Genomic DNA, 22,833 nt, shown 5'->3' on the forward strand with positions numbered 1-22,833 from the left:
TTCGAGGAGTCTCATGATGAGTACGGACACTGTCGCCTTTGGCGTCAATTCCGAGGCGGGCAAGCTGCGCAAGGTCATGGTGTGCTCACCCGGACTCGCGCATCAACGCCTCACGCCCAGCAACTGCGACGAACTGCTATTCGACGACGTCATCTGGGTCAGCCAGGCGAAGCGCGACCACTTCGACTTCGTGACGAAGATGCGCGAACGCGGCGTGGAAGTCCTCGAGATGCACAATCTGCTGACCGAAGCGATTCAGAACCCGGAAGCGCTCAAGTACATCCTCGATCGCAAGATTCGCCCGGAAACCGTGGGCGTTTCGCTGGCCGGCGAGGTGCGCAGCTGGCTCGAAGGGCTGGAGCCGCGCCGCACCGCGGAATTTCTGATTGGCGGCGTGGTGGCCGAGGATGTTCCGGACAGCGACCAAAGCAAGATCCTGAAGGAGTTCCGCAGCTACCTCGGCTATTCGAGCTTCGTGCTGCCACCGCTGCCCAACACGCTTTTCACGCGCGACACGACATGCTGGATCTACGGCGGCGTATCGCTGAACCCGATGTACTGGCCGGCGCGGCGGCAGGAGACGCTGCTCACCACGGCGATCTACCGCTATCACCCGCAGTTCGCCGGCAAGGACTTCGAGGTCTGGTACGGCGACCCCGACGAGGACCATGGCGCGGCCACGCTGGAGGGCGGCGACGTGATGCCGATTGGCAACGGCGTCGTGCTGGTCGGCATGGGCGAGCGCACGAGCCGCCAGGCCATCGGGCGTCTGGCGCAGAACCTTTTCGCCAAAGGCGGCGCAAAGCGCGTCGTCGTGGCGGGCCTGCCCAAGTCGCGCGCAGCCATGCACCTCGATACGGTGTTCAGCTTCTGCGACCGCGACCTCGTGACGATCTTCCCGGAAGTCGTCAACGAGATCGTGCCGTTCTCGGTTCGCCCCGACGACAAGAGCCCCTCGAAGCTCGACCTGCGCCGTGAGGAAAAGCCCTTCGTGGACGTGGTGGCCGAAGCGATGGGCCTGAAGGCCCTGCGCATCGTCGAGACGGGCGGCAACGCGTTCGCGGCCGAGCGCGAGCAATGGGACGACGGCAACAACGTGGTGTGCCTCGAACCCGGCGTCGTGATTGGCTACGACCGCAACACCTATACGAATACGCTGCTGCGCAAGGCCGGCGTGGAGGTCATCACGATCACGGCGAGCGAACTGGGCCGCGGGCGCGGCGGCGGCCACTGCATGACGTGCCCGATCGTGCGCGACGCCATCGATCTCTGAGCGCCGCACCAAACCGCAACCCACTGCATTCGCAACGGAGAAACGACATGGCTTTCAATCTGCGCAACCGCAGCCTGCTTAGTCTGATGCATCACAGCACCCGCGAGCTGCGTTATCTGCTCGACCTCTCGCGCGACCTCAAGCGCGCCAAGTACACGGGGACCGAGCAGCAACACCTCAAGGGCGTCAATATTGCGCTGATCTTCGAGAAGACTTCCACGCGCACGCGCTGCGCGTTCGAAGTCGCGGCCTACGATCAGGGCGCGAACGTCACCTACATCGATCCAACCTCCTCGCAGATCGGCCACAAGGAGAGCATGAAGGATACGGCACGCGTGCTGGGCCGCATGTACGATGCGATCGAGTATCGCGGCTTCAAACAGGACATCGTCGAGGAACTGGCGAAGTTCGCGGGCGTGCCCGTGTTCAACGGCCTGACCGACGAATACCACCCCACGCAAATGCTCGCCGACGTGCTCACCATGCGCGAGCATTCCGACAAGCCGCTCACGCAAATCAGCTACGCGTATCTCGGCGACGCGCGCAACAACATGGGCAACTCGCTGCTGCTCGTCGGCGCGAAGCTCGGCATGGACGTGCGCATTGCGGCGCCGAAGTCGCTCTGGCCGCATGACGATCTCGTGGCGGACTGCAAGAAGTTCGCCGAGGAAAGCGGCGCGCGCATCCTGCTCACCGAGGACCCCAAGGCCGCCGTCAAGGACGTCGATTTCATCCACACCGACGTGTGGGTCTCGATGGGCGAGCCCATGGAAGCCTGGGGCGAGCGCATCAAGGCGCTGCTGCCGTACCAGGTGAACATGGCGCTCATGAAAGCGAGCGGCACGCCGCATACGCGCTTCATGCACTGCCTGCCCGCCTTCCACAACAGCGAGACCGTGATCGGCAAGCAGATCGCCGACAAGTATCCCGAGCTCAAGGGCGGTGTTGAGGTCACGGAGGAAGTGTTCGAGTCGCCGCTGAATCTGGCCTTCGAGCAGGCGGAAAACCGCATGCACACGATCAAGGCGATTCTCGTGTCGACGCTCGCCGACATTTGAGCCACGCCGCTCGACGGGGCGCGTGTGCAGTGCGCGCGCCCCACTTCACCGATACGCCTAACCTTGGGAGTCAGACATGCGAATCGTGATTGCGCTCGGCGGCAACGCGCTGCTGCGTCGCGGCGAGCCGATGACGGCGGAGAACCAGCGCGAAAACGTGCGCCTCGCGGCCACCCAGATCTCGCAGATCGCACAGGGTAACGAACTGGTGATCGCGCACGGCAACGGGCCGCAGGTCGGCCTGCTCGCGTTGCAAGGCGAAGCCTACAAGGACGTGCCCAGCTACCCGCTCGACGTGCTCGGCGCGCAGACCGAAGGCATGATCGGCTACATGATCGAGCAGGAACTCGGCAATCTCCTGCCGTACGAGGTGCCCTTCGCGACCATTCTCACCCAGGTCGAAGTGGACGCGAACGATCCGGCGTTCCAGCATCCGAGCAAACCGATCGGCCCGGTCTACACGAAGGAACAGGCGGAGCAGCTTGCCGCCGAACGTGGCTGGGCCATCGCGCCGGATGGCGACAAGTTCCGCCGTGTCGTGGCGAGCCCGCGGCCGAAGCACATCTTCGAGATCCGCCCCGTGAAATGGCTGCTGGAGCGCGGCACGATCGTGATCTGCGCGGGCGGCGGCGGCATTCCGACGCTTTACGGCGAAGGCCACAAGCTGGGCGGCGTGGAGGCCGTGATCGACAAGGATCTGTGCTCCGCCCTGCTCGCGCAGGAGCTGGAAGCAGACATGCTCATCATCGCCACCGACGTGGACGCCGCTTACGTCGACTGGAGCAAGCCCTCGCAAAAGGCGATTGCAAGCGCGCATCCCGACGAACTGGAGAAGCTTGGCTTTGCGGCCGGGTCGATGGGACCGAAGGTCATGGCGGCAGCCGAGTTCGCGCGTAACACCGGCAAGGATGCAGTGATTGGCGCGCTGCCCGATATCGTGGCGATTACCCAAGGCAAGGCGGGCACGCGCGTGAGCACGGAGAAGCCGGGGTTGATCTTTTATTGACGCCGGCCTGAGTTCAGGCCTGACTTCGGCCCGAGTTCGAGCGCCCTGAAACGGCGCCTGAAAACGCAGGGCGCGCACCGCAGCTGACAAAGCCGTGGTACGCGCCCTGTTGAGTGTTGGCGCCCGCCTACTCCTCGCGCGCCGGCGGCATGACCTGAGCGCTGATGGTGTGATCGCGCCAGAACAGGTTGTTGATGCGGCCCTGCAACCTGCGCAGCCCCTCTTCGCTCGCCGCGTGGAAGGTGAGCAAGGCGCCGGGACGCCCCGCCCCCTCGATGCGCTGAATCGCGTCGTACGGCGGAAAACCGTAGCGCTCCAGAAACTCGTTGATTTCGGCGTCCGTGACGTGTTCGTCGATATTTCCCAGCAGCAGTTCGGCCATGGTCTACCCCTCGTGAGCGTTCAATCGTGATGATAGTGTGGTTTGATCCGCCGCGACGAGAAGCCGCGCCGGATCGCGCGCGCCGCTCAGTACTTCTCCTGCACGTACCGGTAGGGGTAGTCCGGGTCGCGGTAACCATGTGGCTTCTGGCGATCGGGCAGCGTGACCTTCTCGCGCGGCAGCGCCTTGTACGCAATGGTGTTCAGAATATGATTGATGACGTTCAGGCGCGCGCGTTTCTTGTCATCGGATCGGACAACGAACCATGGGGATTCCGGCGTATCGGTCATGTCGAACATTTCGTCGCGCGCGCGTGAATAGTCGTACCAGCGGCTATACGACAGCAGGTCCATCGGCGAAAGCTTCCAGATCTTGCGTGGGTCGTTGATGCGCCCTTCGAGGCGCCGCGTCTGTTCTTTCTGGCTCACTTCGAGCCAGAACTTGATGAGGATCGTGCCCGAGTCGATGATGGCGCGCTCGATGAGCGGCACGCCGCGCAGGAATTCCGTCGCCTGTTCCGGCGTGCAAAAGCCCATCACGCGCTCAACGCCCGCACGGTTGTACCAGCTGCGGTCGAACACCACGATTTCACCGGCAGCGGGCAACAGCGGCAGGTAGCGCTGAAAGTACATTTGCGACTTTTCGCGCTCCGTGGGCGCGGGCAGCGCGAATACGCGAAACACGCGCGGGCTCACCCGTTCGGTGAGCGCCTTGATCGTGCCGCCCTTGCCTGCGCCGTCGCGCCCTTCGAACAGGATGCATACCCGCAGGCGCTTCTGGACCACCCACTCCTGCAAGCGAACGAGTTCGCCATGCAAGTGCTCGAGCTCCTTTTGATAGGCTTTTTCGCTGAGTTTTTCCGCCGGCTGCGTTGCGCTCGCGGCCTTGACTTCCTCTTTCTTCGCCATTGAATTGCTCCCCGCTTCGGACGCCTCCCACGAGGCATCCTTCCACTATGGTGTGTGGACGTGGCGCGCGCAATAGGACTTTGGACTAAGGCGCTGGCCGGCTTGACCTCCAGCAAGCGCGCCCGCGCGCGCGTCAATCGTGCGCGTAGTTGAACTCGGGCATGGCCTTTAGCTGCGCCTTATCGGTCTGCAGTACGATCTGTTTCCTGTCGATGCGCAGATCGTTGAACGGTACGGCCACGAGATGCTTGCCCATGCCGAGGAAGCCGCCCACGGAGAGAATGGCGAAGGCGCCTTCGTCAGGCGATTCGAGCACGATGTCGTCGATTGCGCCGATCTTGCCGCCGCTATTGTCGTAGACATCGGAGCCTACGAGCTTCGACGCGCGAAAGCCTGTGCCCGACTGCACCGTGGCCATGCGCTGCACGGCGATCGATTGCGGTGCGCCCTGCGCGAGCGCGGCAGAAGGCGCGCCCAACGTGCACCCAAGCGCGCACGCAAGCGCGACGACGCATGCCGATGTGTGCCGGCATGCCCGGTCACGCGACTTCAGCGGGCGATTCGATTGTGTCGTCATGGTATCCCCCTCCCTTGTGCAAATGGACGATGAATACCGCGCCAATGCAAGCGCTGTACCCGGGGGCCCACGTTCACCATGAGGAGTCGCTTACGGAGTACGGTTGCGCCTACACGGCGCGCAATCGCGCCGGGACCAGCGCGGCGCGGCGGATGTCCCACTGCTGCCCGCGCGGATAGCCGCGCGCCACTCACAGATGACTGCAAAGGTCCGTGCGCGAATCGCGGCAACGTGCGTTCCAGGAGCGTGTTGTGCGGCACGGCGCTTGCGCTTCGCAGGGCAAATGGATTTGCGTGGATTCGCGGTGCCGCAGCGCATCACGCACACGCATCCTGCAACGCGGAGAGGTCTATGCGTTCGAACTTCCTTCTTGCCGCTCGCTTTTTGCGTGGTCCCGAGGCCCATCTGCCGACAGAGGAGCCCGATAATCCGCGTCGCCCACCGCCCCCTCCGGTTTCGGACCCCGAGCCGCCGCCGGTACCCGAAGGCGATCCGCCGACTGAAGCGCCACCCGAGCGGCTGCGCCGACGCGGCAAGGCTCAGCCGGCGGCTTGTAACCGCCGCAACAAGCCAGCCTTCACCTCGGGCCACTCGTCCTCGATGATGCTAAAGCGCATGGAATCGCGCTTGCGGCCATCCGGCATGATGCGTTCACGGCGCACCACGCCCTCTTCTTTCGCACCCAGGCGCAGGATTGCGGCACGCGACTTTGCGTTGAGCACGTCGGTCGTGAACTGCACACGCACGAAGCCGAGCGTTTCGAAGGCGTAGCTGAGCATCAGAAACTTCGCCTCGGTATTCACGACAGTGCGCTGCGCCGAGGCAGCGAGCCACGTCGAGCCGATTTCCAGCTTGCGGTTCTCACGGTCGACCTTCCAGAAACGCGTGCTCCCCACCACGCGATCACTGGCGCGCAGCCGGATCGTGAACGCAATGACGGTGCCGGCACGCACGCCATCGAGCGCACGGGCAATCCAGGCATCGACGGTAGTGGCACCAGGCACCACCGTCACCTTGAGGTTCCAGAGTTCGCCGTCCGCCGCCGCGGCGACGAGGCGTGGCGCGTCTTGCGCGCAGAGCGGATGGAGCGCGACCGTGCGGCCGTTTAGTGTGGGCAACTCGTTCGGCGCGGGGGGCGTATCGGCGGCGGTGCGGGATGCGGGGCCAGCTATGTCGGTCATGGCGGGAATCGATGAATATGGCGAGCGCGCAAGGTAGTCTCGGGCGAAAGGCTCACGCATTCTAGCGCCGGGCTGGCACCGGGGGCGACGCGTCAGCCGTTACAATCGCGCCTGCCAACGCGCCCCGGCGCCCATGCCCTACAAGCCCGCTGGCGTCGCCCGTCCCCAATTTTTCGCATCGCATCATGGCCCGCATCGAGCTCCACTTTCCCGAAGACCAGTTCTATTACTCGACGCACCTCACAGTGCGCGTTACCGACATCAATTCGGCCAATCACCTCGCGAACGATTCGATGATCTCGATGATTTCCGAGGCGCGCGCGCGTTTTCTGTTCGACGCGGGCATCGAGGGCATGAAGGACGCGCACACGAGCATCATCGTGACCGATCTGGCCACGACCTATCGCGCCGAAGCCTACGCGCGCGACGCGCTCTGCTTCGAAGTGGGCATCATGGATTTCAACAAGTACGGCGGCGACATCATCTTTCGCATTACGCGGCCCGCCGACGGCGCGCTCATCGCCATGGCGAAATCCGGCTTCGTATTCTTCGATTACGAAGCGAAAAAGGTCGTACCGATGCCGCAGGCCTTTCGCGACAAGTTTCCGCAGGTCAATACCGTCGGTTGAGGTTCGCGCCGTTCAACGCGGCTGGAACATGATGAGCGCCATGCCGGCCAGCGTGAAGCCGATGCCGGCCCAGTCCCAGGGGCTTGGCCGGATCGCCTCGACGGCCCAGAGCCAGAGAATCGCCACGCACACATAAACGCCGCCATAGGCCGCATAGGTGCGCCCGGCGGCCGTGGGATGCAGCGTGAGCAGCCAGGCGAAAAGCGCAAGCGAAACAGCGGCCGGCAACAGAAGCCACGCGCTCGCGCCTTCGCGCAGCCACCGGTAAGGCAGATAGCAGCCGACGATCTCGGCGAGCGCGGTCACGACAAAAAGTAGAAACGTCTTCATGGGCGGCGGCCAATGACAGGGGCGCCCATGTTAGCGCAGGCGACGGGGTCGCCTGCAAAAGCCGCGCGAGATACAGCTTACGGCCGCTCGCCGCGGGCAAGCCGCGATTCGATCTCGTTCACCACGGGCAGCAGGTCGGCGACGCTGTCGATCACATAGTGCGCGCCCGCCGCGCGCAGACGCTCTACGGCCGCGGCGCGCCGGCGTGCGAATTCATCGGGGGCGAGCGCGTGGACTTCTTCCTCGGTCAGGCCGAAGGCGTTGCCGCTCACGGCGACCCCGACCGCCCACGTGCCGCCGTTGATGCCCTCTTCGATGCCGACTTCGGTGTCGTCCACCTTGATCGCATCGCGAGCGAGCCACACGCCGAGTTGCGGCAGCGTGCGGTAGATCATGTAGGGCGATGGCCGGCCCTCGGGCGTGTCGCCGGTGCAGACGATGCTGTCCGGCTCGAAGCCCTGTGCCTTCGCGCCCGGCACGATCTGGTCGATGATCTCCCGCGTGTAGCCGGTGGTCGAGCCGATGCGCACGCCATCGGCGCGCAGCGCGGCGGTCACGGCCGCCACGCCTGGAATGACGTCGCTGTACTGCGCGGCCACGGCAACGTTCTTCGGCACGAAGACGTCGTACACGGCGTCGATATCGGCCTCGCCCGGCGCGTGGCCGTAGCGCGCTTCCCATGCCGCCGCGACGCGCGGCAGCGCCATCAGCGCCGCGATGTGCGGACGCTTGGCCATGCCCATCGGCCCGCGCGCCTCGTCGATCGTGACCGGCACGCCGAATTGCTCGAAGGTCTCGACGAAGGCGCCCATTGGCGCGCGCGAGCCGTAGTCGACCACGGTGCCCGCCCAGTCGAAGATCACTGCCTTGACGTGTTTCATTGCATGCGTCCTGCCAAATAATCGGTGGTCTGTACTCTTAACAATAGGCGCGCATCAAGCGGCGAGCGCTTCGCGTGCGCCGAGATCGACTGGCGCGGGCGCGGCACTCGCCACGCCGAGCGCGCGCAGCGCTTCGCCGCATGCGGCCACGACGCGGCGCATGACGGTTTCGTCGAGCGCACCGATGCAGCCGATGCGAAAACTCTCCACACTGGTCAGCTTGCCCGGATAGATGATGAAACCCTGTGCCTTCATGAGCTCGTAAAAGCGCGTGAAGTCGAATGCGGGATCGGCCGGCGAAAAGAACGTGACGATGATGGGCGAGCGCCAGGATTCGGTCAGCAGCGGCTCGAAACCGAGCTCGCGCATGCCCTCGACGAGCACGTCGCGGTTGTGCGCATAGCGTGCAAGTCGCCCAGGCTGACCGCCTTCGAGCGCGTGCAGCCGCAGCGCCTCGATGAACGCGGCCACGGCATGCGTGGGCGGCGTGAAGCGCCACTGGCCGGTGCGGTTCATGACATCCCACTGGTCGTAGATGTCCAGCGCGAGCGAGTGGCTCACGCCCTTTGCGCGGCTCAGGACTTCTTTTTTCGCGATCACGAAGCCGAAGCCCGGCACGCCCTCGATGCACTTGTTCGCCGACGAAACGAACGCGTCGCAAGGCAGCGCGCGCACGTCGAGCGGAACGGCACCGAACGCGCTCATCGAGTCGATCAGGAGGCGCCGCCCCTGGCGCGCCGTCACGGCCGCGATCTCCTCGATCGGGTTCAGAATGCCGGAGCTGGTCTCGCAGTGCACGACGACGACATGCGTGATGTCCGGGTTCGCGACCAGCAGGCGCTCGACGTCCGCGGCGCGAGGCGGCAGGTAGTCGCCGGTATCGTGCACGGTGTGCTGGCGGCCCAGGTAGCGCAGCGTCGTGGCAATGCGCTTGCCATACGCGCCGTTGGCGAGCACGAGCGCGTGGCCATCGCGCGGCACGAAGCTGCCGAGCATCGCCTCGACACAATAGCTGCCACTGCCCTGCAACGGCACGCAGTCATAGTCACCACGCTCGTCGCCCGCGATCTGGAGCAGCGCGGCGCGCAACTGCGCGGTCATGGCGCGGAAGTCGGCGTCCCACGAGCCCCAGTCGCGCTGCATCGCGGCCTTGGTCGAGGCCGCGGTGGTGAGCGGTCCGGGGGTCAGGAGATACGGCTCGGCGGGGGTGGTCATGCGGGCTCCGGTGGGCGTCAGGGCTGTCAATGGCGACACGTTAGCGCAGCGCCATCCATCGGTAAAATCGATATAATCGATGTCGATATAAGCCTGACTTATCCCTTGCCGTTTCCCCTGTTACCGGAGCGCTTCGACATGCAATACGCGCAGTTGCGTGCTTTTCACGCGGTCGCCGAACACGGCGGGTTCTCACGCGCCGCGCAGGCGCTCTCGCTCACGCAGCCGGCCGTATCGGACCACGTGAAGCGGCTCGAACAGGATTTCGGGGTCAAACTCTTCGAGCGCGGGCCGCGCGGCGTGGAACTCACGGAACTCGGGCGGCGGCTATTCGCGGTGACGCGTCAGATGGTGGGCTGCGAGCGCGACGCGCGGCGGCTGCTCGAAGCGGCGGGCGCGCTCGAATCGGGCGAACTCGCCCTCGCCGCCGACGCGCCGGACCTCGCGATCAAGTTGATCGGCGCGTTCAGGCGGCGCTATCCCGGCGTGGTGATCAAGCTCTCGATCGCGAACGCGACTGAATGCATGCGCCGCGTGCTCGCGAGCGAAGCCGACGCCGCGATCACGGCCGCGCGCCAGGTGCACAGCCGGTTGCAGGCGCGCGTGCTGCGCGAGGAACCGCTGGTCGCGGTGGTGCCCGCGGAGAGCCCCGCCGCGAAGAAGCGCCGCATGACCTATGAGGAACTCGTGCGCGAACCCATGGTGTTTCGCGAAACGCATTCGGTCACGCAGCAATTGCTCGAAGCCGAACTCGTGCGCAAAGGCTTGCAGGTCCAGCCCGTGCTCTATGTGGATGGGCGCGAGGCGCTGCAGACGGCCATCGCGCAAGGCGTGGGCGTGGGCGTGATCGCGCATGCGGAATTCGGCGAGTCACGGCGCATTCGCATGCTGCCGCTCGTGGACTGCCAGGTGCGCATGGTCGAATCGCTCACGCGCCTCGCCGACACGTCCTCGTCGAACCTGCTCGACGCGCTCTTTGCCACGCCGCTCGATTAAGGAGCGCGATGACCGGGCCTTCAGGAGACCACGATCGCCGTGCCGACCGCATGGAGCAGATCGCGCAGCGTCTCGGCCTGCTCCATGCGCGCGCCGTGCCGCAGGTGTATGCGCACGGCTCGGCCCGCGATGCCGTCGACCGGGCGCGCGAGCCATAGCTCGACGGCAAGCCCGAGGCCGTCAGGCGCATCGGGCACGACCGGTTCGACGACGCGCGGATTGAAGGAGGCGGATTCGGACATGGCGAGACCTCGTCGGTAGCGGGATCGACTTCATCGTAGCGAGGCAGCACGAGCGCGCCAAACGAGAAATCCGCGTATGCAAATGAATGCCGCCAGGCTTTGGATCGCGCTGGCAGTGGCATGCGCGAGCCGCTCGCACCATTCGCACCATTCGCACCACTCGCACGGTGTGCGGCGTGCTGGCTGCGTGCGCGGCGTTGCTTTACGAGCAGCGTGCGCCTGTGAGTGGCAAACTGAACGCATCGTTGTGCGGCGGTTTGCCCGCAACGGAATCGGAGGATCTCCTCATGGAACGCCCCTTTACCGACCGCCGCGAGGCGGGCCGCTTGCTCGCCGGTCCGCTCTCGGCCTACGCGGGCAGACGCGACGTGATCGTGCTCGCGCTCCCGCGCGGCGGCGTGCCGGTAGGCTATGAAATCGCGAAGGCGCTGCACGTGCCGCTCGACGTTCTGCCCGTGTGCAAGCTCGGCCTGCCCTGGCAGGCGGAACTCGCCATGGGCGCGCTGTCGTCGAACGGCGCACAGTACGTGGACAGCTCGCTCGTGCGCAGCGCCGGCGTGAGCGAAGCGCAGTTGCAAAGCGCCATGGCGCTCGCGCGTATCGAGCTTGGCCGGCGCGAGGCGCGCTATCGCGGCGAACGTGCGCCGCTTGCCGTGGCGGGCCGGGTCGCGATTGTCGTCGACGACGGGATGGCCACAGGTGCGTCGCTCAAGGCCGCGGCGCTCGCACTTGCCACGCTTGGCCCGGCGCGCATTGTCGCGGCGCTTCCGGTCGCGCCCGCCGGCTCGCAAGAGCGCCTGAGCGGCGCCGTGGACGAATTCGTTTGCGCACGCATGCCCGAGGCGTTCTACAGCGTCGGCCAGTTCTACCTCGACTTCGATCAGGTCAGCGACGAGACCGTACGCGACCTGCTGGCGCTAGCGGCCGCTGAGGACGCAAACGGCGAAGCGCCAGTCTGAACCTCGCCCGCTGTTTGTGCTCGCAGTCGATCGCACCCAGCCGCGCCCTATTGCACCCTGGCGCACCCTATCGCACCGGATTCGAAGCCGCTTCGCCCACCACCGTTTGCCAGGGCCGCACGCGCCACCGCTTCACTAGCCCTGAGCGCACATACGGGTCGGCGCGCGCGAACGCTTCTGCGGCGGCCGGGCTTTCGCCCTGGAAAAGCAGCAGCGCGTTGTCGACGGGATCGGCAATGGCTCCCCCGAGCAGTAGTTCGCCGCGTTCGGCGGCGGCCCAAGCGAGCGCCAGATGCGCGCTGCGGTGTTCGGGGCGGCGTTCGAGATAGTCGTCTGCAAGCTCGTACATCAAGAGGTAATGCATGCGTGTTCTCCGTGCTGTTGCGGCCGCGTCGGACGAGGTTGGCTGAGTCGACGGCCGATAGCGAACATTGTGCAGCAGCGCGCGCGTCAACCGAACACATCGCCGCATCGTTTTAATGGCGGCTTTGCCATAATGGCGGCGCACGCAAGACGCACCGTCCACAAGCGGCCAGGCCGCACGGTAACTCAGAACGACCAAACTCAAGGGAGTGAACGATGAAGATGCAATCCGTCATTGCTGCAATCGTGCTGGGCGGCGTGCTGGCCGCGCCGGCGTTCGCGCAAACCGCCGCGCCTGCTGCGCCCGCCGCGCCCGCTGCGAACAGCCAGCAAAACAAGATGAAGGCGTGCAACGCCCAGGCCGGCGACAAGAAAGGCGATGATCGCAAGGCTTTCATGAAGCAGTGTCTTTCGGCTGCCGGTGTTCCGGCTCCGACGATGACCCAGCAGGAGCGCATGAAGGCGTGCAACGCCCAGGCCGGCGACAAAAAGGGCGACGACCGCAAGGCTTTCATGAAGACGTGCCTTTCGACAAAGAGCTGAGCGAACCGAATTCAGGCACCCTTCTGAACGGCAGGTCCCACGCGCCGCAGCGTTTGCTGCGGCGCGTTTTTTTATGCGTCGGTTTTGTGCGCTGCAGCGTTCGCTCGATCTGCGCGCGCCCGGGTCTTCGGTTGTGCGAATCATCGTGGAAGGAGGCGAAGTCACCTGAAAACGCGCGGATTTGCGTAATCCAGCGCATTCAGCCTGGTCGTTTTTCTCCTATGATGGCTGGAGCGGCGGCCCCTGCCTGCGAAATCACCTATTAGCCATCGGGCAGCCGAGTTGACGTTGATGCCAAAGGCATCGAACGGAGGCGCAGATGGCATGGAGACACAAGAACCGCTGGTTTCGCCGCTGGCTGATGGTGATCACCTTCTGGCTTGTCCCGGTGATGATCGTCGCGGTGCGCGAGGTTCAGGACGAGATGGCGTACAACCGCGCGGACTTGCAGCGCGCGCTGACGACCTGGACCTTCACCGACGCCGAGCGTGACGCCGGCGCCGCGCTACGCTGCCACGGCACGCCAGACACCGCGCGTGCGGCCGGTTGCCCCGCCGCAGTGCTCGCGGCGAACGCGCAGCGCCAGCAGGAAGCGCGCGATGAATACGCGGTACGACGCACCACGCTCGCGGGCTATTTGTGGCACGCGTTCGTCGGTTACTGGGTCGTGCCCGCTGCGGTGCTGCTCGCGTTCGGCGTGCTGATCGGCGGCGTGAAGCGCGCCCTGCGGCGGCCCACGGCCAAACCGGTGCCGGAGCACTAGCTTCTTTCGTGCATGCGCCACCGCGCAGCGTTTGTGCTGCGCAGCCTCAAAGTGCGGAGCGGGACGTTCAGGTATAACAAACGGACGCCGTGACATCACGGCGCCCGGAAACCAGAACGGAGAATAAAATGGCCGTATCCCGCTTCATTTTGAAGGCTTCTGTCGCTATCGCCGTCGGCGCCGCGGCACTCTCGGGCTGCACCACCACCGGCAGCCAGGCACCGAACGCCGCGACCAACGCGTCGCGCGCCGACTCAATCAACTCCGACGTCGACGCTACGCTTTCGCGTCTCTATCAAACCGTGCCAGGCTCGCGCGAACTGGTCAGCAAAGCTCGCGGCATCCTCGTGTTTCCGCGCGTGATCCAGGCGGGCATTGGCGTAGGCGGCGAGCACGGCGACGGCGCGCTGCGCGTGGGCGGCAGCACGGTTGGCTTCTACAGCACGTCGTCGGCTTCGGTCGGCGCAACGCTCGGCGTGCAGTCGAAGTCGGTCGTCTATCTCTTCATGACGGAAGACGCGCTCGCGAAATTCCGCAATTCGAGCGGCTGGTCGGCAGGCGGCGACGCATCGGTCGCGCTCGTGAAGGTCGGCGCGAACGGCTCGATCGACACCACCACGGCCACCAAGCCCGTGCAGGTCTTCGTGCTCACCAACAGCGGGCTGATCGGCGACCTCTCGCTCGGCGGCACGAAGATCACGAAGCTCGACCTTTAAACGCGCGTAAGCGCGCCCGTTACGTCCGCGGGCTCAACTCGCGGACGTATCGATCACCTTGAAGCGCGAGCGCTTGTTCGCGCGAATCACGGCCTCATACGCCTGCACGTACTCCTGCGCCATGCGGTGCGAGGTGAAACGCTCTTCGAAGCGGCGCCGCACACCGGCACGCGTCACGCGCGAGATGCGGTTCACCGCCGCCACGGCACCAATCTCGTCCTCGACGATAAAACCCGTCACACCCTCTTCCACCACCTCCGGCACCGCGCCGCGATTGAACGCGACCACGGGCGTGCCGCATGCCATCGCCTCGATCATCACGAGGCCGAACGGCTCCGGCCAGTCGATCGGGAACAGCAGCGCATGCGCGCCGGAGAGGAATTCGGCCTTCTGGCTGTCGTTGATCTCGCCCACGTACTCGACGTGCGGCAGCGCGAGCAGCGGCTTGATGTCGCGCTCGAAATACTCGCGGTCCGCTTCGTCGACCTTGGCGGCGATGCGGATGGGCAACCCACAACGCCCGGCAATGCGTATTGCCGTGTCGACGCGCTTTTCCGGCGAAATGCGGCCGAGAAATGCAAGATAGCGCTGCTCCACGGGCTGCGGCGTATAGAGCGTCTCGGGCAAGCCGTGGTAGACCGTGCGCAGCCAGCGCGCCTGCGGCATCGGCTGACGCTGTGAGTTCGAGATCGAAATGACGGGCGCGGTGTTGAACGTATCGAACACCGGCTGCTGTTCGGGCAGGTCGAGGCGGCCGTGCAGCGTCGTCACGAACGGCGTTTCCTGGCGCTTGAACACCGAAAACGAGTAGTAGTCCATATGGAAGTGCAACACATCGAACTGGTCGGCCTGACGGCGCACCATTTCCATGAGGAGCATGTGCGGCGCGATGCGGTCGCGAATGCCGGGGTCTAGCCGCAGCGCGCGCGGCCACACGGGCTCGAGCTTCGCGCTCGTGAGCGAATCGCCGCTCGCGAACAGCGTGACGTCGTGCCCGAGTTCGACCAGCGCTTCGGTGATGTATGAAACAGCGCGCTCGGTGCCGCCATAGAGCTTGGGCGGGACCGATTCGGTCAGCGGGGCGATCTGCGCAATTCTCATCGAGTGTCTCCAGGAAACGGGGCCGCGTTGCCCGTTCTTGCGGTGCTGGACATTCTAAGGCAGCCGGACCCGGCCTCCGCGGCCCGGGCTTACCCCGGGTAAGCACGGATTGTTGCGGGGTTGGGTCCGGTCAGGCCTGCGCGACGGGCAACTGTCCCATTCGGCTATCCCCATTATTCGGCAAGCGGGCGACGTGCGCCGTCAGTCTTTCAATTTCTATACGGTGTTACATGCCGAAACAATCCCTGCGTTTGCCCTGCCGGCCTACCTGGCGGGCCATTTCCATGCCGGCGCGTCGAGCGTGTCCGGATCGGCGAATCCGGTTGCGCCGAGGCGCCGCTCGAGCACGACGGACTGGCTGCCCGCCTCGCGCTCCAGTGCCGCCACGAGCCGCGCCGCGTGCGAGACCACGATGACCTGTGAGTGCCGCGACGCCCGCGCGATGAGCCGTGCAAGCGACGGCAGCAGGTCCGGGTGCAGGCTCGTCTCGGGCTCGTCGAGCACCAGCAGGCCGGGCGGCCGCGGGCTCAGCAGCGCCGCCGCGAGCAACAGGTAACGCAAGGTCCCGTCCGAGAGCTCCGCGCCGCGCAGCGGCCGTAGCAACCCCTCCTGGCGCAGCGCCACCTCGAAACGGCCCTCGTGATTCACGATCTCCACGCGCGCGCCCGGAAAGGCGTCGCCAATGGCGGTGTCGAGCGCCTGCCCATCGCCGATCTCGCGGATCGTTTGCAGCGCGGCGGCGAGGTTGGCGCCGTCGTCGGCTAGCACTGGCGAATGCGTGCCGATCTGCACCTGGCGCGCGCTCGCGTGTTCGTCGGTGCGGAAGTGGTCGTAGAAGCGCCACGAGCGGATCTGCTCGCGCACGGCGATCATTTCAGGCGCGCTGCGCGGGTCGGCGTACTCGGTCATCATGCTGTCGAAGCTCGCCACGGGCTGCGCGAGCGTCGTCCATTCGCCCGATGCGTCGCGGATGCGGATCATCGGCCCCTGGCGGTCCACGAGCAGCGCCGAAGGCCGCAGGATCGGTCCGCTCCAGATGCACTCGCGCTTGATGACCGGGTCCAGCGAAAACTGCGAGGTGGACGAAGGCAACGGCAATCCCAGGTCGATCGCGTAGCCAAAGGCGTCGCCCGCGAAACCAAGGCGCAGGCTCACCGCGTCTTTGCGCACCGTGCCCTGCACGGCGTACTCACCCGCTGCGACCGCGCGCGAGAAGCGCTCGGGGCCCGCCCATAGCGTCGATTGCAGGCCGCCTTCGCGCGCCAGCGACGGAATCACGCCGCCGCGCGCCGTGAGCGCGAGCAGGCGCAGCGCGCGATAGAGATTCGACTTGCCGCTGCCGTTCGGGCCGGTCACGACGTTGAGCGCGCCCAGCGGCACGATGAGTTCGCGCAGCGAGCGGTAATTGGCGATGGCGAGCGTAGTCAGCATGAACGTGCGTGGCGAGTGCCTTGGGTGATGCCTTGGTGGTGCCTCGATAAGCCACGCATCATACGCAATCGTTCAGCCACGCGAACCGCCTGTGCCCTGCATCCGTCAGCGCGGCTGGGGCACTGCCGCGAGATCGCGCAGGAAGCTGTCGCGCCACACGCCCAGATCGTTGCGTCTGAGCGCCTCCATGTTGGTCTGATAGCGCGCCTGGCGTTCTTCGAGCGGCATCGAGAGCGCGCGCTCCAGCGCTTCCGACATACCGGCCGCATCGTGAGGATTCACGAGCAACGCACCGGAAAGTTCAGCCGCGGCGCCCGCGAAGATCGAGAGCACGAGCACGCCCGGATCGGCGGGATTCTGCGCGGCCACATACTCCTTGGCGACGAGGTTCATGCCGTCGTGCAGCGGCGTCACATAGCCGATTTGCGACTCGCGAAAGAGCGACATCAGTTTCCAGCGGTCGTACTGCTGGCTCAGATAGCGGATTGGCGTGTAATCGAGGCTCGAATAGCGGCCGTTGATGCGCCCCGCCTCGCGCTCCAGTTCCTCGCGTATGACCTTGTAGCTCGCGACGTCCGAGCGTGTGGGCGGCGCGATCTGCACGAGCGTGACCTTGCCGCGCCATTCGGGCGATGTTTCCAGCAACTGCTCGAACGCGTGGAACCGCTCGACGAGCCCCTTGGAGTAGTCGAGCCGGTCCACGCTCATGATGAGCTTGCGCCCTTCCAGACTCTGCTTGAGATCGAGCACGTGCTGGCGGCTTTCATAGCGCGCAGCCTGCTCGGCGATTTCATCGGGAAACACGCCGATGCGGTAGACACCCGTGCGCAGTTTGCGGCCGTACGCTTCGACCTCCCCATGCTCCGGATTCTCCGCGCGCGCTCCCACCTTGCCGCGCGCCTCGCGCGCAATGTAGTCGTGAAACGCCTGCTGGTCGTTTTGCGTCTGGAAGCCCAGCAGGTCGTAGCAGCACAGCGATCTGACGAGTTCCTCGTGCGGTGGAATGGTCTGCAGCACTTGCGGCGAAGGAAACGGAATATGCAGGAAGAAGCCGATACGGTTGCGCACGCCTTCCGAGCGCAGCGCTTCGGCGAACGGAATCAGGTGATAGTCGTGAACCCAGATGTTGTCGTCCGGGTGAAGCAGCTTCATGAGCTTGTGCGCGAGCCACGCGTTCACGCGCCGGTAGCCCGCATATTCGTCGCGCTCGTAGCGCGCAAGGTCGTTGCGGTAGTGGAAGACCGGCCACAGCGTGGCGTTCGAGAAGCCGCGGTAGTACTGATCGTAGTCCTTGCGCGTGAGGCCGACCGTTGCGAAGGTGACGGGGCCGTCTTCGACGAGCGTCGGCCCCGCGTTCGCCACCGTCTCGCTCACCACGTCGCCACTCCAGCCGAACCACACGCCGCCCGCGTCCTTCAGCGCGCCGAACACGCCAACCGCGAGCCCGCCCGCCGAGCCTTTGGTTTCGGTCGGCGTCGCCACGCGGTTCGAGACGACTATCAGTCTGCCCATCTTGCCGTTCCTCCTCCTGTCCTCGCACTGCTGCATCGACTGCGCAATGGATTGCCCGAGCAGCATGCCGCCGTTGTGCTCAGGTGACCTTCGCTGCGGTTCAGGCTCCCTCGCGGCGACTTTCAGTCGCCGGCTCACGGGCGCTGGCGGCTTCGGTCGCGTTGGCGTCCGCCGCCGCCGCCTGGCGACGCACCTCCAGTTCCTCGCTATCCCCCGGCACGCGTGTGCCCGTCACGGGATCGGCCTCAGTATGAGCCGCCGTGCTCGCCGCAGCCTGCCGCGCCGGGCGCCGCACGAACGACGACACGTCGCCGCTGCTGCTTTCGAGTTCCGCGGAAACCTCGGCGCGCGCACGCGGCAGGAACTGCGGATAGTGCTCGTTGACGAAATCGAGCAGCCCTTCGCGCACGCGGCAACGCAAATCGAAGTTCAGGCCCGAGTCGCGCGAACTCACGAGCACGCGCACCTGCATGGCGCGCTCGTTGGCGTCGGTGACCTGTAGAACCTGCACGCGGCGGTCCCATTCGGGCGCGCCGTCGACGATGCGCGCGAGCGCCTCGCGCAGCGGCGCGAGCGGCATGCGGTAGTCGAGCCACAGAAACACCGTGCCGATGATCTGCGAACTGCTGCGCGTCCAGTTCGCGAACGGATTCTCGATAAACCACTGCAGCGGCACGATGAGCCGCCGCTGGTCCCAGATCCGCACCGAAACGTAGGTGCCCGTGATTTCCTCGATGCGCCCCCACTCGCCCTGGATCACGACCACGTCGTCGAGCCGGATCGGCTGCGAGAGCGCAATCTGCAAACCGGCGATCAGATTCCCTAGCACGGGGCGTGCCGCGATACCGGCAACGAGACCGGCAACGCCCGCCGAAGCGAGCAGGCTCGCACCGATCTGCCTCACGTTCGGGAAGGTCATGAGCGCCGCGCCCACCCCCACGATGATGATGAGCACCATCACCGTGCGCGCGAGCACGCGGGCCTGGGTGTGAATGCGGCGGGCCTGGAGGTTGTCGGCGATGTCGAGCGGATGCGCGGCGATGATGGCCTCGCCAATCGCGGCCGCGCAGCGCACCGAAAGCCAGGTGATCGCGGCGATCAGCGCGAACGCGCACAACTCGCGCAGGCCGTCGATGTGCCTGAGCGTGTCGGGCGCCTGCCACCAGACGAACTCGATCGCGAGGATGGCGAGGACGGCCAAAGCCGGCTTGCGGATATAGCGCAAGAACCCGCTGACGCGCGGATACGGGCGTGCGATGCGCAGCAGGACGCGGCCGCCGACCCAGTGCATGGCGAACGCGAGAACGAGCGCGAGCGCGCTCACGAGCAACGTGCCGAGCCAGTCGTGCAACGGCGCGTCGGTAAAACGGGAGAGATCGTCGAGTGTCGGCATCTGCGGCCAGTTCCTCCTGAGCATCCTGAGCAAAAAGGTGACTCTTGGAAACGGCACGGGCGCCAGGCCCGCGGACGGCCACGGCGACGGTTCAACTGGCCTCGCAGCGGCCTCGATGATGAGTGGCGCGGCGAGAGAAGGCGCCGCGCCGTGCTACCTGTTACATCTACAACAACCGACTGGCCTCAGCTGCCGTTGCCGGTCTTGCAGGGAAACGCCTTGCCAAGCCCGAGCGAAATGGCGGTGCTGGCGTTATAGCCTGCCACGTTCGGGTTGTCGGCGATGTACTTGCGCACCGCGTCGGTCAGTTGCGCGGAGCGCGCGTCGGGCGGCAGGCAGAAGTATTGACCCACGCGCGGCCCGGTAGTGCCGCCAATGGCGTCGATCGTGTTGAAAATGCCGTCGGCGGCACCTTCGATATAGGCAGCGCACGCACTGCGCGAAGCCACGTCGGTCTTCGTGCAGAGCCGGTTGAGGTCGCTTGCCGTGAATGCGAAAGCGGAGAGCGGCAACGCCATCGCGCCCGCACAGATCAGAACCCGCAGCATGGTTCTCCTTGAATTGTCGTGGGGAGCGGCGCCGCGAGCATGTCGAGCGCCGCCGGTCGGCCGCGTTGGTCCAGTGCGGCCGCCTTCATCCCCATTATTTTGCACTGTTTTGCGGCGCTGCCGGGGCCGCCGTGGAGAGGCCAGCCTGCGTCATGCGCGCCGTCAGGTCCTTGATCGCGTCCGGCGCCTTGTACTGGCGCGCGAAATCGAGCGCCGTCATGCCGATCTGGTTCTTGGCGCCGAGCGTCGCGCCGTGCTCGAGCAGCATCTGGAGCGTCGTGAGATGGTCGCCGCGCGCGGCCATCATCAGCGGCGTCGTGCCGTTGGGCGAGAGCGCGTTGACGTCGGCCGAATAGCCGATCAGGAGCTTCGCAACGTCGTCGTTGCCGTTCGCGGCGGCGTAGTGCAGCGGCGTCCAGCCCTTCTTGTTGACCTCGGCGCCCTTGGCGATGAGCAGCTTCACGAAGTCCACGTCGCCGTTCAGCGAGGCCAGCATCAGCGCGTTTTCGCCTGCACGGTCTTCGGCGGCGATGTTCGTCTTCGGGTTGTCGAGCAGCACCGCCCCAACCTTGTCGGACTTCTCGCGCGCCGCGATCACGAGGAGCGGCATGCCCTGGTCGTCCGTGGCGTTCGGGTCCATGCCGTTTGCGAGCGCTTTTTGCACGCCCTTGTCGTCGTCGAACTTGACGCTCTTGATGAGCGAGTCGATCGGAGCGGCGTGGGCCGCGGCGCCAAACAGCGTGGCGGCGACGCCGAGCACGAGCGCGGCGGCGGTACGGCGGACAGGGTTTGCGGCGTGCGGAAGCGGTTTCGAGTTCATGTCAAGCCTTAACGTTATCTGCTATGTCGTTGATATTTAACACCATTGACAGCATGCGGTTTGCGATTCAAGCCTGAGGCTGGATCTTGAAGAGCCGGAAAAAGTTCTGTGTGGTGACAGCGCCGAGTTCGGCGTCCGGCAACCCGCGTTGCTGGGCAATGAATCTTCCGACATGGCTCACGTACGCAGGTTCATTGGGTTTGCCACGAAATGGCACTGGCGCAAGGTATGGCGAATCGGTTTCGATCAAAAGGCGCTCGATCGGCACGCGGCGCGCGACCTCCTGCACATCCGTCGCGCTCTTGAACGTCACGATGCCCGAAAGCGAGATGTAAAAATTCTGCGCAAGTGCGCGCTCGGCAATCGCCCACGGTTCCGTGAAGCAATGCATCACGCCGCCGGGCTCGCCCGCGCGCTCTTCTTCCATGATGCGCAGGGTGTCGTCGGAAGCCGCGCGCGTATGGACGATGAGCGGTTTGCCCGTGGCGTGCGCCGCGCGAATGTGGGTGCGAAAACGCTCGCGCTGCCATTCCATGTCGGCGATCGTGCGCTCGCCCAGGCGATAGTAATCGAGCCCCGTTTCGCCGATCGCGATCACCTTCGGATGCTCGGCCAGCTCGACCAGTTCGGCCACGCTGGGCTCGCGCATGTGCTCGTGGTCGGGATGCACGCCCACCGACGCGTAGACGTTCTCGTAGCGGCTCGCGATGTCGAGCACCGAAGGCAGCGTTTCGAGGTCCACCGACACGCACAGCGCGTGCGTGACGGCGTTCTCGCGCATGTTCTCGAGCACCTGCGGGAGGCGGTCGCCGAGGCCCTCGAAGTTGATGTGGCAATGTGAATCGACAAACATGGGTGGTCCTGCGATGAAAGATTCAGGCCGGAGCGCGAGCGTCAGGCGAACAGTTCACGATAGCCGAGAAAGAGTTCCTCGAACACGAGGCGCGCATTCAGCGGATGGTTTTCCACGGCGCGCTGGCGCGTGACCGTTTTCAGGTAGCGCGCCAGCGCCGCCGCGTCGAGCTTCGCGGCGCAGCGCGCGAGGCCGTTCGTGGCCTGCGGGAAATAGCGCGGACGGCCTGCGGTGTGCTGGGCGAGCAGATCGTAGACCCAGCGCTGCAGCCAGCCGAGCACGAGCGGCACCGGCAGCTTTTGCAGCGTCTCGCCACAGGCAAAAGCGTCGCAAGCCGGGCCCGCCGCGAGCTGGGCCAGCGTCCAGTCGCGCAGCGTGCGGTTTTCGTCGTTCGCGAGCGCGAGCGCCGCGAGCGGCGCGCCGCCGGCTTCGGCGAGCAGCGCCGGCGCGTCGTCCACGCCCTGCTGCGCGAGCCAGGCCGTGGCGGCTTCGGGCGCGGGCGTGCCCATGGGCCACTGCCGGCAACGGCTGATGATGGTCGGCAGCAGGCGGTCGATGCGCGCCGATACGACGAGGAACACCACACCCGCAGGCGGCTCTTCGAGCGTCTTCAGCAGCGCGTTCGCGGCGGCGACGTTCAGCGCCTCGGCCGGGTACAGCACGACCACACGCAGGCCGCCGCGGTGCGAGCCCACGCCTGTGAAGTCGAGCAGCGCGCGCACCTGCTCGATGCGGATTTCCTTGCTCGGCGCGCGGCCCTTCTTGCCTTCTTCGCCGTCACCCTTGTCTGCTTTCTCAGCCTTGGCGTCGTCGTCGCCGGCCTGGCCGATTTCACCCGCCAGAGCCTCCGGCACGACGATCCGGTAATCCGGATGATTGCCCTGAACAAACCAGTTGCACGCCGCACAGGCGCCGCACGGCTCGCCGTTGGCCTGCGGCGCTTCGCAGAGCAGTCCCTTCGCCAGATGCTGGGCGAACTGGAGCTTGCCGATACCCGCCTGGCCGTGCAGCAGCAGCGCATGCGGCCAGTGGCTGCGCAGTTGCTGCAGGCGTTGCCAGTCGTCGGTTTGCCAAGGATAGATCATCTTTAAAATCAATTGGTTAGACGACTTTCACGAGAAGTTACACAAAAATCGTGCAGCCATATAAAAGC

The 22,833-nt window shown here is 65.7% G+C and carries 26 protein-coding genes; 9 read left to right on the forward strand and 17 right to left on the reverse strand.

All coding sequences use genetic code 11. The features are described 5' to 3' along the window. Window positions 1-13: 13 nt before the first annotated feature. From arcA to arcC, 3 genes are all read left to right on the forward strand, one after another. On the forward strand, window positions 14-1,273 hold the full coding sequence (arcA, locus tag U5A65_RS31315; RefSeq protein WP_415765940.1) for an arginine deiminase: 1,260 nt from the start codon (window positions 14-16) through the stop codon (window positions 1,271-1,273). A gap of 47 nt (window positions 1,274-1,320) precedes the next feature. Further along, a complete protein-coding gene (locus tag U5A65_RS31320) occupies window positions 1,321-2,331 on the forward strand; it encodes an ornithine carbamoyltransferase (protein WP_321914911.1) in 1,011 nt (336 codons plus the stop codon). A 76-nt stretch (window positions 2,332-2,407) separates the two neighbouring features. Next, on the forward strand, window positions 2,408-3,337 hold the full coding sequence (gene arcC / locus U5A65_RS31325) for a carbamate kinase (RefSeq protein ID WP_321914910.1): 930 nt from the start codon (window positions 2,408-2,410) through the stop codon (window positions 3,335-3,337). A gap of 127 nt (window positions 3,338-3,464) precedes the next feature. Here arcC and U5A65_RS31330 read toward each other — a convergent pair whose 3' ends face one another. From U5A65_RS31330 to U5A65_RS31345, 4 genes are all read right to left on the reverse strand, one after another. After that, window positions 3,465-3,719 carry an RNA-binding protein gene (locus U5A65_RS31330; RefSeq protein WP_110387579.1) on the reverse strand — a complete coding sequence of 85 codons (255 nt, stop codon included), beginning with the start codon at window positions 3,717-3,719 and terminating at the stop codon, window positions 3,465-3,467. Between the two features lie 86 nt (window positions 3,720-3,805). Continuing rightward, a complete protein-coding gene (ppk2, locus tag U5A65_RS31335; RefSeq protein WP_321914909.1) occupies window positions 3,806-4,627 on the reverse strand; it encodes a polyphosphate kinase 2 in 822 nt (273 codons plus the stop codon). Between the two features lie 133 nt (window positions 4,628-4,760). Then, window positions 4,761-5,204: a PRC-barrel domain-containing protein gene (locus U5A65_RS31340; RefSeq protein ID WP_321948814.1), complete on the reverse strand. Its 444-nt coding sequence runs from the start codon at window positions 5,202-5,204 to the stop codon at window positions 4,761-4,763. A 539-nt stretch (window positions 5,205-5,743) separates the two neighbouring features. Then, entirely contained in the window at window positions 5,744-6,385 is a 642-nt protein-coding gene (locus tag U5A65_RS31345) for a GNAT family protein (RefSeq protein ID WP_321948815.1), read from the reverse strand. Between the two features lie 185 nt (window positions 6,386-6,570). Between U5A65_RS31345 and U5A65_RS31350 the strand changes: the two genes are divergently transcribed. Further along, the gene (locus U5A65_RS31350; protein WP_233881541.1) at window positions 6,571-7,014 is read left to right on the forward strand and encodes a thioesterase family protein; all 444 of its coding nucleotides are present in this window, start codon (window positions 6,571-6,573) and stop codon (window positions 7,012-7,014) included. 12 nt (window positions 7,015-7,026) lie between these two features. On the opposite strand, the gene U5A65_RS31355 is transcribed toward U5A65_RS31350, so the two are convergent. The 3 genes from U5A65_RS31355 to U5A65_RS31365 all read right to left on the reverse strand — a co-directional run bounded on the left by U5A65_RS31355 (window position 7,027) and on the right by U5A65_RS31365 (window position 9,440). Further along, window positions 7,027-7,344: a YnfA family protein gene (locus tag U5A65_RS31355; protein WP_321914906.1), complete on the reverse strand. Its 318-nt coding sequence runs from the start codon at window positions 7,342-7,344 to the stop codon at window positions 7,027-7,029. 77 nt (window positions 7,345-7,421) lie between these two features. After that, a complete protein-coding gene (gene phnX, locus U5A65_RS31360) occupies window positions 7,422-8,225 on the reverse strand; it encodes a phosphonoacetaldehyde hydrolase (RefSeq protein ID WP_321914904.1) in 804 nt (267 codons plus the stop codon). 54 nt (window positions 8,226-8,279) lie between these two features. Beyond that, a complete protein-coding gene (locus U5A65_RS31365; RefSeq protein ID WP_321937574.1) occupies window positions 8,280-9,440 on the reverse strand; it encodes a 2-aminoethylphosphonate--pyruvate transaminase in 1,161 nt (386 codons plus the stop codon). A gap of 138 nt (window positions 9,441-9,578) precedes the next feature. Here U5A65_RS31365 and U5A65_RS31370 point away from each other — a divergent pair, with 138 nt between their 5' ends. Further along, window positions 9,579-10,436 carry a LysR substrate-binding domain-containing protein gene (locus tag U5A65_RS31370; RefSeq protein ID WP_321914902.1) on the forward strand — a complete coding sequence of 286 codons (858 nt, stop codon included), beginning with the start codon at window positions 9,579-9,581 and terminating at the stop codon, window positions 10,434-10,436. Between the two features lie 20 nt (window positions 10,437-10,456). Here U5A65_RS31370 and U5A65_RS31375 read toward each other — a convergent pair whose 3' ends face one another. Further along, a complete protein-coding gene (locus U5A65_RS31375) occupies window positions 10,457-10,678 on the reverse strand; it encodes a hypothetical protein (protein ID WP_158757792.1) in 222 nt (73 codons plus the stop codon). 287 nt (window positions 10,679-10,965) lie between these two features. Here U5A65_RS31375 and U5A65_RS31380 point away from each other — a divergent pair, with 287 nt between their 5' ends. Next, window positions 10,966-11,637, forward strand: a complete 672-nt coding sequence (locus tag U5A65_RS31380) for a phosphoribosyltransferase (RefSeq protein ID WP_321914901.1) — start codon at window positions 10,966-10,968, stop codon at window positions 11,635-11,637. Between the two features lie 67 nt (window positions 11,638-11,704). Here the strand turns inward: U5A65_RS31380 and U5A65_RS31385 are convergent, their stop codons facing one another. Continuing rightward, window positions 11,705-12,001, reverse strand: coding sequence for a YciI-like protein (locus U5A65_RS31385; RefSeq protein WP_321948816.1), 297 nt, complete (start codon window positions 11,999-12,001; stop codon window positions 11,705-11,707). A 215-nt stretch (window positions 12,002-12,216) separates the two neighbouring features. Here U5A65_RS31385 and U5A65_RS31390 point away from each other — a divergent pair, with 215 nt between their 5' ends. The 3 genes from U5A65_RS31390 (at window position 12,217) to U5A65_RS31400 (ending at window position 14,022) form a co-directional block, all read left to right on the forward strand. Then, a complete protein-coding gene (locus tag U5A65_RS31390; protein WP_321937579.1) occupies window positions 12,217-12,543 on the forward strand; it encodes a PsiF family protein in 327 nt (108 codons plus the stop codon). A 319-nt stretch (window positions 12,544-12,862) separates the two neighbouring features. Continuing rightward, complete coding sequence (locus U5A65_RS31395; RefSeq protein ID WP_321914898.1) at window positions 12,863-13,306, forward strand: hypothetical protein; 444 nt, start codon at window positions 12,863-12,865, stop codon at window positions 13,304-13,306. Window positions 13,307-13,434: 128 nt separating this feature from the next. Then, window positions 13,435-14,022: a YSC84-related protein gene (locus U5A65_RS31400; RefSeq protein WP_321948817.1), complete on the forward strand. Its 588-nt coding sequence runs from the start codon at window positions 13,435-13,437 to the stop codon at window positions 14,020-14,022. Between the two features lie 33 nt (window positions 14,023-14,055). On the opposite strand, the gene U5A65_RS31405 is transcribed toward U5A65_RS31400, so the two are convergent. The 8 genes from U5A65_RS31405 to U5A65_RS31440 all read right to left on the reverse strand — a co-directional run bounded on the left by U5A65_RS31405 (window position 14,056) and on the right by U5A65_RS31440 (window position 22,765). Beyond that, window positions 14,056-15,123: a glycosyltransferase family 4 protein gene (locus tag U5A65_RS31405; RefSeq protein ID WP_321914896.1), complete on the reverse strand. Its 1,068-nt coding sequence runs from the start codon at window positions 15,121-15,123 to the stop codon at window positions 14,056-14,058. A 264-nt stretch (window positions 15,124-15,387) separates the two neighbouring features. Then, window positions 15,388-16,554, reverse strand: coding sequence for an AAA family ATPase (locus U5A65_RS31410; RefSeq protein ID WP_321948818.1), 1,167 nt, complete (start codon window positions 16,552-16,554; stop codon window positions 15,388-15,390). 105 nt (window positions 16,555-16,659) lie between these two features. Continuing rightward, window positions 16,660-18,066, reverse strand: a complete 1,407-nt coding sequence (gene otsA / locus U5A65_RS31415) for an alpha,alpha-trehalose-phosphate synthase (UDP-forming) (protein ID WP_321914894.1) — start codon at window positions 18,064-18,066, stop codon at window positions 16,660-16,662. Between the two features lie 100 nt (window positions 18,067-18,166). Continuing rightward, window positions 18,167-19,459, reverse strand: coding sequence for a mechanosensitive ion channel family protein (locus U5A65_RS31420; protein WP_321937583.1), 1,293 nt, complete (start codon window positions 19,457-19,459; stop codon window positions 18,167-18,169). 185 nt (window positions 19,460-19,644) lie between these two features. After that, entirely contained in the window at window positions 19,645-20,007 is a 363-nt protein-coding gene (locus U5A65_RS31425) for a Rap1a/Tai family immunity protein (protein ID WP_028207010.1), read from the reverse strand. 94 nt (window positions 20,008-20,101) lie between these two features. Next, complete coding sequence (locus tag U5A65_RS31430) at window positions 20,102-20,827, reverse strand: ankyrin repeat domain-containing protein (protein WP_321914890.1); 726 nt, start codon at window positions 20,825-20,827, stop codon at window positions 20,102-20,104. Window positions 20,828-20,894: 67 nt separating this feature from the next. Continuing rightward, a complete protein-coding gene (locus U5A65_RS31435; RefSeq protein ID WP_321914889.1) occupies window positions 20,895-21,680 on the reverse strand; it encodes a TatD family hydrolase in 786 nt (261 codons plus the stop codon). A gap of 41 nt (window positions 21,681-21,721) precedes the next feature. Then, complete coding sequence (locus tag U5A65_RS31440) at window positions 21,722-22,765, reverse strand: DNA polymerase III subunit delta' (protein ID WP_321937587.1); 1,044 nt, start codon at window positions 22,763-22,765, stop codon at window positions 21,722-21,724. Between the last annotated feature and the right edge of the window lie 68 nt (window positions 22,766-22,833).

This window comes from Paraburkholderia sp. J10-1 (genome assembly GCF_905220165.1).
Taxonomy (GTDB): domain Bacteria; phylum Pseudomonadota; class Gammaproteobacteria; order Burkholderiales; family Burkholderiaceae; genus Paraburkholderia.

Bases quoted from the DNA above. Each gene is read 5' to 3' on its own strand.
- arcA (WP_415765940.1), top strand. From the start codon at position 14: ATGATGAGTACGGACACTGTCGCCTTTGGCGTCAATTCCGAGGCGGGC.
- U5A65_RS31320 (WP_321914911.1), top strand. From the start codon at position 1,321: ATGGCTTTCAATCTGCGCAACCGCAGCCTGCTTAGTCTGATGCATCAC.
- arcC (WP_321914910.1), top strand. From the start codon at position 2,408: ATGCGAATCGTGATTGCGCTCGGCGGCAACGCGCTGCTGCGTCGCGGC.
- U5A65_RS31330 (WP_110387579.1), bottom strand. From the start codon at position 3,719: ATGGCCGAACTGCTGCTGGGAAATATCGACGAACACGTCACGGACGCC.
- ppk2 (WP_321914909.1), bottom strand. From the start codon at position 4,627: ATGGCGAAGAAAGAGGAAGTCAAGGCCGCGAGCGCAACGCAGCCGGCG.
- U5A65_RS31340 (WP_321948814.1), bottom strand. From the start codon at position 5,204: ATGACGACACAATCGAATCGCCCGCTGAAGTCGCGTGACCGGGCATGC.
- U5A65_RS31345 (WP_321948815.1), bottom strand. From the start codon at position 6,385: ATGACCGACATAGCTGGCCCCGCATCCCGCACCGCCGCCGATACGCCC.
- U5A65_RS31350 (WP_233881541.1), top strand. From the start codon at position 6,571: ATGGCCCGCATCGAGCTCCACTTTCCCGAAGACCAGTTCTATTACTCG.
- U5A65_RS31355 (WP_321914906.1), bottom strand. From the start codon at position 7,344: ATGAAGACGTTTCTACTTTTTGTCGTGACCGCGCTCGCCGAGATCGTC.
- phnX (WP_321914904.1), bottom strand. From the start codon at position 8,225: ATGAAACACGTCAAGGCAGTGATCTTCGACTGGGCGGGCACCGTGGTC.
- U5A65_RS31365 (WP_321937574.1), bottom strand. From the start codon at position 9,440: ATGACCACCCCCGCCGAGCCGTATCTCCTGACCCCCGGACCGCTCACC.
- U5A65_RS31370 (WP_321914902.1), top strand. From the start codon at position 9,579: ATGCAATACGCGCAGTTGCGTGCTTTTCACGCGGTCGCCGAACACGGC.
- U5A65_RS31375 (WP_158757792.1), bottom strand. From the start codon at position 10,678: ATGTCCGAATCCGCCTCCTTCAATCCGCGCGTCGTCGAACCGGTCGTG.
- U5A65_RS31380 (WP_321914901.1), top strand. From the start codon at position 10,966: ATGGAACGCCCCTTTACCGACCGCCGCGAGGCGGGCCGCTTGCTCGCC.
- U5A65_RS31385 (WP_321948816.1), bottom strand. From the start codon at position 12,001: ATGCATTACCTCTTGATGTACGAGCTTGCAGACGACTATCTCGAACGC.
- U5A65_RS31390 (WP_321937579.1), top strand. From the start codon at position 12,217: ATGAAGATGCAATCCGTCATTGCTGCAATCGTGCTGGGCGGCGTGCTG.
- U5A65_RS31395 (WP_321914898.1), top strand. From the start codon at position 12,863: ATGGCATGGAGACACAAGAACCGCTGGTTTCGCCGCTGGCTGATGGTG.
- U5A65_RS31400 (WP_321948817.1), top strand. From the start codon at position 13,435: ATGGCCGTATCCCGCTTCATTTTGAAGGCTTCTGTCGCTATCGCCGTC.
- U5A65_RS31405 (WP_321914896.1), bottom strand. From the start codon at position 15,123: ATGAGAATTGCGCAGATCGCCCCGCTGACCGAATCGGTCCCGCCCAAG.
- U5A65_RS31410 (WP_321948818.1), bottom strand. From the start codon at position 16,554: ATGCTGACTACGCTCGCCATCGCCAATTACCGCTCGCTGCGCGAACTC.
- otsA (WP_321914894.1), bottom strand. From the start codon at position 18,066: ATGGGCAGACTGATAGTCGTCTCGAACCGCGTGGCGACGCCGACCGAA.
- U5A65_RS31420 (WP_321937583.1), bottom strand. From the start codon at position 19,459: ATGCCGACACTCGACGATCTCTCCCGTTTTACCGACGCGCCGTTGCAC.
- U5A65_RS31425 (WP_028207010.1), bottom strand. From the start codon at position 20,007: ATGCTGCGGGTTCTGATCTGTGCGGGCGCGATGGCGTTGCCGCTCTCC.
- U5A65_RS31430 (WP_321914890.1), bottom strand. From the start codon at position 20,827: ATGAACTCGAAACCGCTTCCGCACGCCGCAAACCCTGTCCGCCGTACC.
- U5A65_RS31435 (WP_321914889.1), bottom strand. From the start codon at position 21,680: ATGTTTGTCGATTCACATTGCCACATCAACTTCGAGGGCCTCGGCGAC.
- U5A65_RS31440 (WP_321937587.1), bottom strand. From the start codon at position 22,765: ATGATCTATCCTTGGCAAACCGACGACTGGCAACGCCTGCAGCAACTG.